This window comes from Mycobacterium sp. IDUB_39 (genome assembly GCF_055419205.1).
Genome location: NZ_JBVAXF010000001.1, coordinates 867,539 through 881,955, shown reverse-complemented (window position 1 = coordinate 881,955; position 14,417 = coordinate 867,539). Strand labels below are relative to the sequence as shown.

General features: G+C 67.6%; 8 protein-coding genes. 2 read left to right on the top strand and 6 right to left on the bottom strand.

The window, feature by feature from the left end; all coding sequences use genetic code 11:
- Positions 1-9: 9 nt before the first annotated feature.
- A complete protein-coding gene (gene rfbA / locus ACZY0X_RS04215; RefSeq protein ID WP_463768323.1) occupies positions 10-876 on the top strand; it encodes a glucose-1-phosphate thymidylyltransferase RfbA in 867 nt (288 codons plus the stop codon).
- Here the strand turns inward: rfbA and ACZY0X_RS04210 are convergent.
- The 6 genes from ACZY0X_RS04210 to ACZY0X_RS04185 form a co-directional block, all read right to left on the bottom strand.
- A complete protein-coding gene (locus tag ACZY0X_RS04210; protein ID WP_463768322.1) occupies positions 827-2,056 on the bottom strand; it encodes a YibE/F family protein in 1,230 nt (409 codons plus the stop codon). The two genes, rfbA and ACZY0X_RS04210, sit on opposite strands and share 50 nt — an antisense overlap.
- A 54-nt stretch (positions 2,057-2,110) precedes the next feature.
- Positions 2,111-3,403 (bottom strand): pyridoxal phosphate-dependent aminotransferase, encoded by a 1,293-nt coding sequence (locus ACZY0X_RS04205; protein WP_463768321.1) that lies wholly within the window; start codon positions 3,401-3,403, stop codon positions 2,111-2,113.
- Between the two features lie 403 nt (positions 3,404-3,806).
- A complete protein-coding gene (locus ACZY0X_RS04200; RefSeq protein ID WP_463768320.1) occupies positions 3,807-5,225 on the bottom strand; it encodes a hypothetical protein in 1,419 nt (472 codons plus the stop codon).
- A gap of 438 nt (positions 5,226-5,663) precedes the next feature.
- A complete protein-coding gene (locus tag ACZY0X_RS04195; RefSeq protein ID WP_463768319.1) occupies positions 5,664-8,735 on the bottom strand; it encodes a heterodisulfide reductase-related iron-sulfur binding cluster in 3,072 nt (1,023 codons plus the stop codon).
- Positions 8,736-9,120: 385 nt separating this feature from the next.
- Positions 9,121-11,598 carry an isoniazid response ATPase/transcriptional regulator IniR gene (gene iniR, locus ACZY0X_RS04190; RefSeq protein WP_463768318.1) on the bottom strand — a complete coding sequence of 826 codons (2,478 nt, stop codon included), beginning with the start codon at positions 11,596-11,598 and terminating at the stop codon, positions 9,121-9,123.
- Positions 11,595-13,511 carry an Hsp70 family protein gene (locus tag ACZY0X_RS04185; protein ID WP_463768317.1) on the bottom strand — a complete coding sequence of 639 codons (1,917 nt, stop codon included), beginning with the start codon at positions 13,509-13,511 and terminating at the stop codon, positions 11,595-11,597. The genes iniR and ACZY0X_RS04185 overlap by 4 nt, the downstream gene beginning before the upstream one ends.
- Before the next feature lie 262 nt (positions 13,512-13,773).
- Here ACZY0X_RS04185 and ACZY0X_RS04180 point away from each other — a divergent pair, with 262 nt between their 5' ends.
- Complete coding sequence (locus ACZY0X_RS04180) at positions 13,774-14,337, top strand: Rv0340 family IniB-related protein (RefSeq protein WP_463768316.1); 564 nt, start codon at positions 13,774-13,776, stop codon at positions 14,335-14,337.
- The last annotated feature ends 80 nt before the right edge of the window (positions 14,338-14,417 follow it).

The following is a 14,417-nucleotide window of genomic DNA, read 5'->3' as shown; positions in this document are numbered from 1 at the left end:
GCTGACCGGATGCGAGGGATCATCCTGGCGGGCGGATCGGGCACGAGGTTGTACCCGATCACGATGGGCGTCAGCAAGCAGTTGCTTCCGGTGTATGACAAGCCGTTGATCTACTACCCGCTGTCGACGTTGATGATGGCGGGCATCCGCGACATCCAAGTGATCTCGACTGCCGGCGACGCGCCGGCATTTCACCGGTTGCTCGGTGACGGCAGTGAATTCGGCGTCGACATCACCTACGCCACCCAGAGCCAACCCGACGGTCTGGCGCAGGCGTTCGTCATCGGCGCTGACCACATCGGAACGGACTCGGTCGCACTGGCGTTGGGGGACAACGTCTTCTACGGGCCGACGCTGGGCACCAGCCTGGGCAGGTTCCACGACGTCAAGGGCGGCGCGATATTCGCCTACTGGGTGGCCAATCCCACGGCCTACGGTGTGGTGGAGTTCGGCGAGGACGGCACCGCACTGTCGCTGGAGGAGAAGCCCGCGAACCCCAAGTCGAACTACGCGATACCAGGGCTGTACTTCTACGATAACGACGTCATCGAGATCGCCAAGTCGCTGAAGCCCTCCGCGCGTGGGGAATTCGAGATCACCGAGATCAACCAGCGCTACCTCGAGCAGGGCCGACTCTCGGTCGAGGTGCTGGCCCGCGGCACGGCCTGGCTGGACACCGGAACGTTCGACTCGCTGCTGGACGCCAGCGACTATGTCCGTACCATCGAACGCCGCCAGGGCCTGAAAGTCGGTGTGCCCGAGGAGGTCGCCTGGCGTATGGGCTTCATCACCGATGAACAGCTCGAGGCCCGCGCGAACGTTCTGCTCAAGTCGGGGTATGGCGCCTATCTGCTGGAGCTGCTGGCTCGCCGCTAGGGGTGGCCAGCACGGCGGCGATGCCGGTCGTCAAGGGCACCGACAACGCCAGCGCGATCCCGCCGACCGCGGATCGGGCGACCTCGATCGCCACACTCTCACTGGTCAGCACGTCGCTCAGCGACCGGTTGGCGACGCTGAACAGCAGCAGCAGCGGAAGCGCGCTACCGGCGTAGGCGAGCACCAGCGTGTAGACGGTGCTGGCGATGTGGTCGCGTCCCACCCGCATCGCGCCGACGAAGACCGCTGTCCGCGAGGCCCCGTGCTCGGCGAGCTCGAAGGCCGTCGAGGCCTGCGTCACGGTCACATCGTTGAGCACGCCGAGCGAGCCGATGATGAACCCGGCCAGCAGCAGACCCGTGATCGACACGTTGCCCATATAGGCGGCGACCTCGTTGTTCTGATCCTCCGAGAGTCCCGTCAAGTGCGCTAATTCGATTGCCGCCCAAGACAGTACGGCTGCCAGCAGTAGGGAGGCCAGGGTTCCGAGTAGGGCCGCGCTGGTACGCAGGCTCACCCCGTGTGCCAGATAGATGACGGCGTAGAGGATTACCGCGGCCGCGACGAGTGACACGGGAACCGCTGGCGCGCCATCGCGTAGCGCGGGTAGCAGGAACACCACCAGCACCGCGAAGGCGACGACAATCCCGATCATTGCCCGCAGCCCCCGCCACCGCGCCACCGCCACGACCACGACGGCGAATACGGTGGCCAGCGCGACCAGCGGCCACGTCCGCTCGAAGTCGTAGAACGAGTAGGTGGTGGAGCCGTTCTGGTCGACCTGCCGGCTGATCCTGATGTTGTCACCGACCGCGAGATGCGGCTGGCCTGGGCCGCCGCTGAACTCGAGGAGGGTGTTCGCACCCTCATTGGGTCCAGAGTCGATCGCGACGAGCGACTGAACGCACTCGCCTCCGCCAGCGGGTGCGGCGACAGGCGGGGCGGTCAGTACCGCGCCCGCCGACGGACTACCGCAGTCCGCGGCACCGCTGGAGCGCACGTGACCCGCCTCCGTGGTCACCGCGCCGCCGGTCGCGTTCTGAAATGGCAGCGGGATGTCGGCCTTCTCCTGGCTCGGCCACAGCACCGCGGCGCCGATGACGACAGCCAGGCCGATGGCGATCAGGAGGCCCACGACGATCCTGGCGGCCAACGGCCCCAGGGGCGCGGGCCCACTCATGGAGTGGGTATGCGATCCAGACACAGGGCACCACGGTACCCACGTGAACGCGGGCTACTGCTGGTAGCTCGCCAGGAAGTTGCCCATCCGCTCGATGGCGTTGGCGAGGTCGCGCGACCACGGCAGCGTCACGATGCGCAGGTGATCGGGCGCGGGCCAGTTGAACCCGGTGCCCTGGGTGACCAGGATCTTCTCCTGCAGCAGCAGGTCGAGCACCAGCTGCTCGTCGTCGCGGATGTCGTGCACCTCGGGGTCCAGCCGCGGGAAGGCGTACAGCGCACCCTCGGGCTTCACGCACGACACCCCGGGGATCTCGTTGAGCTTGGCCCAGGCCACGTCACGCTGTTCGAGCAGACGACCGCCGGGCAGGACGAGGTCGTCGATGCTCTGGTGTCCACCGAGTGCCACCTGAATAGCGTGCTGCGCAGGCACATTGGGGCACAGGCGCATATTCGACAGCAGGCTGATGCCCTCGATGAAGCTCGCGGCGTGCTCCTTGGGGCCCGTGATCACCAGCCAGCCCGCGCGGTAACCGGCCACCCGGTAGGCCTTGGACAGGCCGTTGAACGTCAGGCACAGCTGATCGGGCGCCACCGATGCCATCGCGATGTGCTCGGCGTCGTCGTACAGGATCTTGTCGTAGATCTCATCGGCGAGCAGAAGCAGCTGGTGCTTACGCGCGAGATCGGCCATCTGCTGCAGGATTTCGCGGCTGTACACCGCGCCGGTGGGGTTGTTCGGGTTGATCACGACGAGTGCCTTGGTGCGCTCGGTGATCTTCGACTCGAGGTCGGCGATATCGGGCTGCCAGCCCTGGGTCTCGTCGCACAGGTAGTGCACGGGAGTGCCGCCGGCCAGCGCCGTCGACGCGGTCCACAGCGGGTAGTCCGGCGCGGGGATCAGTACCTGGTCGCCGTTGTCCAGCAGCGCCTGCAGCGTCATGGTGATCAACTCGGAGACGCCGTTGCCCAGGTACACGTCGTCGATGTCGAAGCGGGGAAAGCCGTCGACCAGTTCGTAGCGGGTGAACACCGCACGCCGGGCGCTGGGGATGCCCTTGGAGTCGGAGTATCCCTGCGCGTACGGCAGCGCCTGGATCATGTCGCGCATGATCACATCGGGTGCCTCGAAGCCGAACGGCGCGGGGTTGCCGATGTTCAGCTTGAGGATGCGGTGTCCCTCGGCCTCAAGCCTGGCGGCGTGATCGTGCACGGGACCGCGGATCTCGTACAGGACATCCTGCAGCTTGGACGACTGCGCGAACGTGCGCTGTCGTGGCTGATTCCCGGTGCCATGCCAGGGAAGCTGATGGGTGGTCACGCGTTCAATGGTCTCATTACCGTCCACCCAATTAGCTGGCCAGGCGGGGTGCGCTGCTCCGGGAAGCAGTAAACCCCCTCCGCTAGGGGTGGAGGGGGCTTACTGGCTCGAGGGGACAGTCGCCCAGTTCCACGTGCTGCCGGGGTCCGGAACTGGGTCTCTGGTGTGAACCAAGAGCAGGGTATCGACACCGCAGGAACGTGTTGCCGTTTACCGAATGGCAAGTATTTGAATGTTTGCATCATCAAGTAGTTGGAACGTCCGGGAAGCCCTTGAACAGGCTAGATGTCAAGTTCCAGTTCAGCTTGGGATTTCAAGATCGGTTGTTCCAGGTATATGACGACATCTCACGTGAGAACACAGTAGGCCCCCTCCGCGGGGAGGGGGCCTACCGATCAGGGTGTTCTCACACCGGTGTCACCGGTGGTGGTTACTCGTTGCCCGAGTCGCCGGAGCCCGAGCTGTCCGAGCCGGAGCTGTCCGAGCCGGACCCGGTGTTGGCGGTGCCGGTACCCGTTGCAGGCTTGTCGGGCGTGGCGACGGTCTCGGTGTCGGTCTTGGACGGCGCGGTCGTCGTCGAAGAGCCGTTGTTGGACACACCGGTGTTCACCTTGCCCGGTTCGGCCTTGTTGCCGTCCTTGGTATCGGTGCGGGTGTCGGCCGGCTTCTCCTTCTCGGCGGCGGTCGCGGTGTCTTCCTTGGTGACGGCGACGTTGTCGGTCTCCTCGGTCACGGTGACCTTCTCGACGACAGGCTCGACGACGACAGGCTCGACGACGACGGGCTCCACGGCGACAGGTGTCACAACAACGGGCTCGGTGGTGACGGGCTTCGTCTCAGCCGTGTTGGACCCCGGGTCCACCTCGGTCTTCGGCGTCTCGACCACCGTGTCAGTGGGTGTCTCCAGGGAGACGGTCGCTGTGGTCAGGTTCGGAATCGAGGCGATGCCATCAGCGGGAGTCTCCACCGGGGCGGTGGTCTTGAAGGCGAACGACGCGGGCCCGGCGATCGCATTCGCGATGAGCTTGGGAATGGTCACCAACAGGGAGGCGATGATGCCGTTGTTGTGCGGCGCCGCGGGATCCCAGGTGAGCAGACCCGGGTAGAAGGTCTTGTAGCCGTCAACCTCGTAAGCGGCCGTGTACCCGTTCAGGATTGCACCGGCGAGCACGCCGGGGGTGTTGATGATGGCGCCCAGCGCTGCCAGCGGATCAGCTGTGCGCAGCGCGTTCACCAGGGCCTGGCCCTGGTCGCCGAGCGCCTCGACGGTGCCCATGACCGGGCCCAGCGCGCCAACGGCCAGGGGAAGCAGCATCGTGAATAGATCGGTGCCCGCCGCGACCACCCTGACCAGGGTGTCCGCCATCTGGCGGGGAATCGTCAGGACTTCGGCGATCGGGAATGCCGCGAAAACCAGCTGCCCGATCATGTTGTTGACCGCGTTGGCCGCGCCGACGACATCGCCCTGGGAGATGGCGGTGACCATCTTCTGCATTTCCGGCACCACGATGGCGGTGGCCCAGGTGCCCAAGCTCTGGCCCAGGGCCCCGAGGCTGCTGACCACGGTCTGGGCGTAGCCGAGCTGGTTGGTGAGCAGCGCCCGCAGGATCGGGGCGGGATCGGTTGCAACCGACTGCCCGATTCCCACGACGTTGGTGACGACGCCTCCGATCACGTCCGCCCACTGCTGGATGGGGTTAGTCGATGCCGCGAGGTCGACCATGGCCGAGCTGATGGCCGGGACCTGGATGTTGGCCGGCGCCGACGGTGAGATCGGCGAGATGAGGAGGGCGCTGGCAGCGACCAGCGAGGCTCCGACGGCGAGACGTGGGCGAACAGCTACCTGCATGTGAATCCTTACCTATGGCGGACTTGTGTCGTGCTGGCCGAGCTGTTCATGGAGATCTGCGTGCATGGGCCTGAAATCTCACAGGTAGTTATCAGCCAACCGAGCGCACGCTAGCACCTAGAACGTGTTGCTGTTTACGAAAATGTAAATTCGCTAAAAGTTGCGCATGAAAATGTTCAATGCGACAGCACGACGCTGACATGCACGTTTTGATGAGCCATAAATAGTACCGATGCGTCAACTCACGCGCTAGCCACCTCGACGACGCGTAGTTGTAAGACCCCTCTCGGGGTACGTCGAGACGAGCTGACGCAACTGGCGCGCGATGATCGGCCAGCTCGCCAGCCCGATAAGCCCCTGCGGTCGAGGGTTCAGACGGCGGCAGCCCAGCAAACGCTTGCTGGGCTGCCGAGGGTGCGCGTGCGTGGCGGGTTCGGCCTAGCGCTTGCCGGGCCGCTTCGTGCCGGGTGCGATCGCCAGACCCTTGACCGGTGGGCGAGGCTTTTCCTCTGACGCTGCCTCGGGCTCCGATTGCGGTTCGGGTTCGGCCTGCGCCGGCGCTGCGGCCTCAGCCGGAGCGGGAGTTGTCGCGGCGGGCTTCTTGGCGCCGGGCTTCTTGATCCCACCCGCGAGTCCCAATCCACCCTTGGCGGTCGGCGGCTTCGGCGCGGCAGTTTCTGCGGGTGCCTCGGGTGCCTCGGGTGCCGGGGTCTCGGCCGCTGGTGCCTCTGCAGGCGCAGCCGGTGCCGCAGCCGCGGGCTTCTTGGCGCCGGGCTTCTTGATGCCGCCGGCGAGTCCCAGTCCACCCTTGGCGGTCGGAACCGGGGGAGCGGCTTCGGCGGCGGGCGCCTCGGCTGCGGGTGCTTCCGCGGCGGGTGCCGCAGCCGCGGGCTTCTTGGCGCCGGGCTTCTTGATGCCGCCCGCGAGGCCCAGGCCGCCCTTTGCGGGTGCCGGGGTCTCCGCGGCTGGAGCCTCTGCGGGTGCCGCGGCGGCCGGTTTCTTGGCGCCGGGCTTCTTGATCCCGCCGGCCATACCCAGGCCGCCCTTGGCCGGTGCCGGGGTCTCGGCTGCTGGAGCCTCTGCAGCGGCGGGCTTCTTGGCGCCGGGCTTCTTGATGCCACCGGCCATGCCCATGCCCTTGGCCGGTGCGGCCGGAGCCGCGGCCTCGGTCTTGGCGGCGGGCTCGGGAGCGGACTCCTCGACTTCTTCCTCTGGCTCGACAACCGCGGCCTCGGCGGGTGCTGCGGCTTCTTCGGCGGCAGCACGCTTCTCGGCGAGCACTGCCGACCACTCGGCGGCAGCACCCTTGGCGGGCAACGCGACTGCGTCCTTGTCCAACGACGCGAGCAGCAGCTGGGCCACGTCGAGAACCTCGGCCGACTTGCCCAGCTCCTCGGCCTTGTCGCCGACACCGTCGGTCATCATCACACGGCAGAACGGGCAGCCGGTGGCGATCGTCTTGGCGCCGGTGTCCAGCGCCTCCTCCACGCGTTCGTGGTTGACGCGCTTGCCGATGTGCTCTTCCATCCACATCCGCGCACCGCCCGCGCCGCAGCACAGGCCGCGGTCGGCGTGCCGTGGCATCTCGGTGAGCGTGGCGCCCGAGGCCCCGATCAGCTCACGCGGCGCCGAGTACTCCTTGTTGTGACGGCCGAGGAAGCACGGGTCGTGGTAGGTGACGTCCTGGCCGACGGGCTTGACCGCGACCAGCTTCTTGTCGCGGACCAGACGGTTCAGCAGCTGCGTGTGGTGCAGCACTGTGTAGTTGGTGCCCAGCTGCGGGTACTCGCGGCCGATGGTGTTGAAGCAGTGCGGGCAGGTGGCGATGATCTTGCGGTCGACGGTCTCAACACCCTCGAACAGCTCGTTGATGGTCTCGACGTTCTGCGCGGCCAACTGCTGGAACAGGAACTCGTTGCCCGCGCGTCGGGCCGAGTCGCCGGTGCAGGTCTCGCCGGTGCCCAGGACCAGGAACTTCACGCCCGCGGCGGCCAGCAGCTCGGCGACAGCCTTGGTGGTCTTCTTCGCGCGGTCCTCGAAGGCACCCGCGCAGCCGACCCAGAACAGGTACTCGAAGCCGTCGAAGGAGTGCACGTCCTGGCCGTAGACCGGGACATCGAAGTCGACCTCGTCGATCCAGGTGGTGCGCTCGCGGGCGCTCTGCCCCCACGGGTTGCCCTTGGTCTCGAGGTTCTTGAACAGCACGCCGAGTTCACCGGGGAACTCAGATTCGACCATGACCTGGTAGCGGCGCATGTCGACGATGTGGTCGATGTGCTCGATGTCGACGGGGCACTGCTCGACGCACGCGCCGCAGTTGGTGCAGGACCACAGCACGTCGGGGTCGATGACGCCGCCCTGCTCGGCGGTGCCGACGAGCGGTCGGGTGGCCTGCTCAGGACCCGATCCCATGATCCGTTCGAAACCGGACTCGGGAACGTGGTCGTGCGCGTCGTGCTTGGTCTCGACGAATCCGCCCTCGGTCGAGGTCAGTTCCTCGACGGCGTTCTCGTCGGGCATCGGCTTCTCGCCGAGGATGTAGGGAGCCTTGGCGAACATGTGGTCGCGCAGGTTCATGATGATTAGCTTGGGGGACAACGGCTTTCCGGTGTTCCACGCGGGGCACTGCGACTGGCAGCGGCCGCACTCGGTACACGTGGTGAAGTCGAGGTAGCCCTTCCAGGTGAAGTCCTCGATCTTGCCGCGACCGAACACCGCGTCCTCGGCAGGATCCTCGAAGTCGATCTTCTCGCCTTCGTGCTCCATCGGAAGCAGCGGGCCCAAGCCGTCCGGCAACCGCTTGAAAGTGACGTTGATGGGAGCCAGGCCGATGTGAAGGTGCTTGGAGTGCAGCACGATCAGCAGGAACACCAGCATGACGCCGATGTGGCCGATCAGGGCAATGGTTTCGATCCACATGTTGGCGGTGTGCCCCAGGGGGGCCAGCAGTGCGGCCATACCGTCGGAGAAGAACGCGCCGCTCTGGTACGGGAACTCCTCGCCGAGCGTGTTGACCGCTGCGCCGCGGAAGATCGCGTAGGTCAGGATGACCAGGAAGATCATGAACAGGATCTCCCACGCGCCGCCGGTGTGGGATCCGTAGAAGCGCGACTCCCGTCCGAGCTTCTTGGGCTCACGGGTGATGCGGATGATCGCAAAGACAGTGATGCCGGCCAGCACGGCCAGGGCGAAGAAATCTTGCAGGAAGCCCAGGACGGCCCACCGGCCGACGAACGGGATGTGGAACTCGGGGTTGAACAGCACACCGTAGGCCTCGACATACACCGAGCCGAGGACGAAGAAGCCCCACATGGTGAAGAAGTGCGCGAGACCGGGGATGGACCATTTCAGGAGCTTCGACTGGGCGAAGACTTCCTTGTTCTGGTTGAGGAAGCGGCGTAGCAGGTCGTCCTTGCGGCCGCGCTCGTCGCCGAGTTTCTGCCCCGAGCGGATCAGGGTGGTCAGCCACAGCACGCGCTTCGCGGCGAAGATCAAGACCACCGCGGTCATCAGTAATCCAATGACCAACCTGCTCACTTCGAGCGTGTGCTGCACCGCGTGCCTCCCAAGTTCAAGCTACCGACCAGTAACTTAGACATGTTACTTACGGGTAACTTATGCTAGATGCCTGATGATAGTTACATCCATGCGACAAATGACGCTATGAAGGCTCACCTAACAAACCCGGTTGTGCTGCCATTCTCGAGGCTGTTTGACGTGATGTGGTCGAGCGCCCGATGCCTTATACCCGCGATCGCTGGGGGCCAAGCGCGCCGATGACCGTGGTCGGAGCTGTCGATCGGCTCCTGATGCCGCACATGGCCCCCGGCGCCAATGCGTTGCTGGCCCACGCAGCCGCCGCGGTGACAGTGGCCATAGTCACACGGACTGCGACCTACGCCGGGGTGCTCAGGATGGCTCGCAGCATGGAGATCAGCTCCGACCGGGACTCCGCCCCCAGCCTGCGACGGATGCGGGCGACGTGGTGTTCGACGGTCTTGGCGGAGATGAGCAGCTGGCTTCCGATATCGCGGTAGGGCATGCCCTGCAGCACCAGTTCGGCCACCTCGCGTTCACGGTCGGACAACCGCGACCACGTCGGCATCGACGACGCCGGCCCCGGCGCGGCCACCGTCAACGGCGCGTTGTCCGCGTCGTCCTGGGCGGTCACCGAGACCTTGAGGTCGCGCGCCAGCGCAAGCATCGCCGCCGACACGCGTCCGTCCGGTGTCTGCAGCGCGGCCTGGCTTGCCAGCCGCGTCGCGTCCCAGCCGAGACCGAACTGCGCCAGCGAGCGGGCGGCGGCCGTCACGTCGTCGACCTCGACATGATTGGCCAGCACCCGCAACCAGGTGCGGCCCGCCGTCGCCAGCGATCGTGCGAACGCGCTGTGTCCGGCGGCCGCTGTCAACGCCTGTCCGTGCGGTGCCACCGACTCCGGTGAGTTGGCGAGGATGCCCGCGTGGACTCCCGCCCAGTGCAGCGGCAGCGACCACAGCGTCGGATTGCCCAGTGCGGCAAGCAGTCCGAAGGCGTCGGTGATGACGTGCTCGAGACGCTGGACCTGACGCAACCGCGCGGCCGCGACCCACAGTTCGCCGAGCGGCAGAAGTGAGTACAGGTCGACGGAGTACTCGGTGAGGACCTCGACGGCCGCATACCAGTGTTTCTGGAGGGCGCCGCTGTCGCCGCTGCGCCGGGCGATGGCAGTCTGCAGGGCCGCGGACCACAACGCGTCACGGCGGTGCAGATCCGGCACCCCGGCGACGGCGGCGACGTCTGCGGCCGCCGCCGACAGTTGACCGTCCTGCATCCGGATCCAGCCGAGCAGGAGCCGGTGTCGATGCGTGGCGAAGCCGGTGTCGCCGTCGGTGGCCCGTACGGCGCGGGTGATCACACTGCGGGCGCGCACGGGATCGCCACCGTGCAGCGCGGCGAGTGTGACGAGTGCCGCGGGTGTGTCCGGTGCTACGCCCGCGGCCGCGGGCTCCGAACCGATCGCCTGCGAAAGGCGGGACATTGCAGCCGGATACGGGCTGTCGAGCGTCGCGAGGAGACCCTCGCTGAGGCTGCGGGCGGCTCTGGCGGCCGACGTCGGTGGACCCACGTCGTCACCCCCGGCCGCCGCCCGCGCGGCCGCGGCATCACCGACGCCCATCGCCGCGATGACTCCCGCGGCCGACACGACGGCATCGGGGTACGGGCCGAGCCAGGCGAACAACTCGGCGGCTTGGGCGGCGGCGCCGTCGTGCACTGCGATGCTGGCGGCGATCCGTACCGCCGCGGCTCGTTCGGCGGGGTCCTCGGAGCTGAGCAGTTCGTCGGCCAACCCGCCGGCAGCGCCGCAGTCGCCGGTGGCGGCCAGGGCGTCGGCCAGGCGCGCGTCGGGGGTCCTCGCACCGACCTGGACGGCGGCACGGTAGAGCCGGGCGGCCCGACTGGGATGATCCTGATGGCGCTCGGCGAACTCGGCCAGCGCATCGGCCAGCAGTGGGTCCCGCATCCCGTGATCGGCCAGTCGTAACGCGAGATCCATTGACAGCGAGGATCTCTCGGTCTGGGCGCGCAGCAGTGCGATCTCGAGGTCGTGGTGGCGCGTGGTGCCCACCGTCTGAGTGAGGCATTGATGCAGCGCGCGCAGGAAGGTCTGGCTGTGCGACGGTGCGATGAGGCCGGTGGCCCTGGCGTGATCGACCAGGCGTGCACCCTCGGCGCCGTTGAGTCCGACCGCCGCCGCGACGTCATCCGGACCGAGTTCGGGGCTCAGCGACGAGATCAGCAGGGCATCCAGGACGCCGTCGTCGACGCGGCGCAGGCGGTCGACGAGGGCGGCGCGGGCGGCCCGAGCGATGACCGCGGCGGGTGCCTCGGCGTCGGTTGACCCGAGGGCGGTGACCGCCGCGTGCACCAGGAAGGGCAGACCCGCCGTGGCGGCGACCAACGACCGGATCACGTCCGCCGGTGGTGTCGAACCGAGTGATTCGGCTGCGACGCGGGCGATCTCGGGTGGTGTCAGCGGTCCGAGCACTATCGCGGGCGACTGTCTCTCCGTCGCGGTCGACAACGCCGTCAACCCGGCGTGGTGCACCAGCGGTTGCGCCGAGATCACCACCGTCGTCGCAGCATCGTCCACGATGTCGACCAGGCGATGCAGTTCGGCGTCGTCGAGCATGTGGGCGTCATCGATCACGACCGCGGCGCCCGGCGGATCGCCGTCGCGTGGCGCACGCGCGATAACGCTCACCCCCGCGTCGCGCAGTGTTGCGCGCACCGTGTTCAGGAGCGTGGTCTTGCCGGTACCGATCCCACCCGACACCAGAGCCTTCATGGGCTCGGTGGCCGTCAGCGTCGCGACGACATCGGGTGCGATCACGGAACGCTAGGCACCAGGGGGACTTCGGCGGCCGGAGGTGGCACGGCCGCGACCTCCGGAATGGTCTCGACGACGGGCATGGCCGCGGGCGTCGACGGGACCACCGGGTCCGGGGCGGTCGTCGGCGGATCGGCGTCCGGGGTATCGGGCTGCGTCGGAACCGTCGTGGTCGTGATGGGCGGGCGCGTTGTGGTCGTCGTCGGCGGAGGCGTCGTCGTGGTGGTGGGCGGCGTCGTCGTCGTTGTGGTCGTGGTGGTGGTCGTCGTGGTGGTGGTGGTCGTTGTTGTGGTGGTGGTAGTCGTGGTCGGCGACGTGGTGGTGGTTGTAGTCGTGGTCGGCGCAGTGGTCGAGGACGGTGGAGCGGTGGCGGTCGTGGTCCGAACGTCCTCGCTCTGGGCGGTGGTCTCGGTCGAGGGCACGACGGTCGTGGTGATCCGGCCGTCCTCACCGGTGCGGGTGATCGTCACGTTCTCGATCACCGGGTCGAGCGGACTCGACGTGCCGGTCAACGTCACGGCAAGGCCGCCGGCCGCCAACAACAGGGCCGCCGCGGCCGCACCGAACAGGATCGGCGGGCGCTTGTACCAGGGCAGCGGTTCCGAAACGGGTTCGACGGCCTCATCGCGGGCGAACTCCATCTGTGGGCGGGCGTCGGTCGGCCCACCCCAGTCCTCGCCGGTCCATTCATTGCCCTCGTAGGGCACGGGCTCGTCGGACTGAGCACCCTCGGACCACGCCAACGAGTCGGCGGCCGCCGTGTCGGCCGCACTCGGGGCAGCCTGGGTCGGTGGCGCACTCGCCGCCCAACCCATCGTCGGGGCCAGACCGGTGGGCGCGTCAACGGCGGGAGCCAGCCCGGTGGGGGCATCGGCCGCGAGCCCGCCCGCGGCAAGACCACCCGCAGCTGCCACCACGGCGGCACCGGCAGCGCTGACGACCTGGGGTTGCGGTGTCGTCACGACCTCGGCGCGCAGGCGCTCCGACAGCCGCTGTGTGATGAACGGGATCGATGCGCCGCCACCGATCGTGGCGACCGCGGTGACGGCAGCCAGCGGCACCCGGTAGCGCTGCAACGTCTCCTCGATGACCGACAGCACGTTCGACAGGGGTTGGTCGATGAGCCGCTCGAGTTCGGGGCGCGTGATCCGGACGTCGGAGGAGAACCCGGGCAGCGTGACGGGGATGACGGCGGTGGTCTCGGCGGACAGGCGTTCCTTGGCCTGCCGGCACGAGTCGCGCAGCGCGGCGAGCGAGCCGACGGCGGCCGTGCCCGCGGGGTCCGAGTCGCCGGCGTCGGCGACTCCGGCGATGACGTGGTTGAGCAGCGACTGGTCGATCAGGTCACCGGAGAACTCCGGGTAGCGGATGGTGTCGCCGACGGTGGCCATTCCCGCGCGGGCATCGGCGATCGTGATGCTGGTGCCGCTGCCGCCGAAGTCGCACAGCACGACAACACCGTCGGTGGGTAGCCCGGGTGTCACCCGAAGCGCGGCGAGGGCGGCGGCCGAATCCGGGACCAACTCCGGTGGAACACCGCCAGGGGCCAGTGACGGCTTGGAGCGCAACGCGTTTCGCAGTGCACCCAACACGCCGGGTCCCCAGTGTGCTGGCACGGCGATGGTGACCGGTGCGCCGCCACCCGCGTCGCGGGCGATGGCGTCGAGCGCCTCGACGAGGACGATCTCACCGCGGTGCGACGAACCGTCCGACGCAACCAGCGGAACGGGGTCGCCGACGCGTTCGACGAAGCCGGTGAGGACAAGCCTCGGCTGATTCGGCCCGAACTGATCACCGACCTCCGGTGCGCGGTCGTTGAACAGGGCCAGTGCCGAACGGCGCACGACCGGGGCGCGGCCGACGGCCGCCGCCACCAGATTCGTGGTGCCGACTGACAATCCGAGGGAGTCGCTCATCTATGTCCAGACCTTTTGCCGGATGGAGGTGGCCCGGGGGCCGAGCACGAGAATTCAGTTCCCCACCATAACCGCCGGGATGGGGATCCGGCGGTAACCCCCTAACGACACCAAACCCCTAATCACGTTCCCCCTAATGGGGTGTTCGAGGGGGTGGGATCGGCACCGATTCCGGGCGCTGCCTCCGTCGATAGCATTCGAAGACGAATCCGGTGACGAACTCTCGACACCGTGAAGCAGTTGTAAACCAAGGAGGCCAGCCGTGGCGAATTCGCTCCTCGACTTCGTGATGTCGGTGGTGCGTGACCCGGAGATCGCTGCCCAGTATGCGGCGAACCCGGCTCAGGCCATCGCCGACGCCGACCTCAGCGGTGTGACCGCATCAGATGTCAACAATCTGATTCCCGTCGTCGCCGAATCGTTCCCGTCGGCGGCCGCGTCGGCCGGTGTGGACCAGACCGGCTTGGATGTCTTCGGGGATGCCGGCGCCAACGTGTGGGCCAGTGGCGCCGCGACGGCGGCGTTCGACGCGTTCGACGACCACCTGCCGGTCCAGGGTGTCGACGACACCCATGCCGTCGTGACCGATCTGGTCACCCAGCACGACGACATCCTGTCGACCGTCATCGACACCGCAGACCCCGGCGTTCCGTCGCTCGTCACCGACGACGACGCCGCACTGGCCTTCGATGCGCCGGTGATCGACGACGTGCCCGTGCTGGACGCCCCCAACTGGGACCACCCAGATGCCACCCCCGGCGTCGATTCCGTCGGGGCTGACCACACCCCCCAATCCGACCCGACCGGGTTCGACCTGTTCGACTGATTCACCCCCTAGTGCGACGAAGGCGCGGCCAGCGATGGCCGCGCCTTTCTCGCGTTTGCCCACGTAGAGGGCGATTCGGA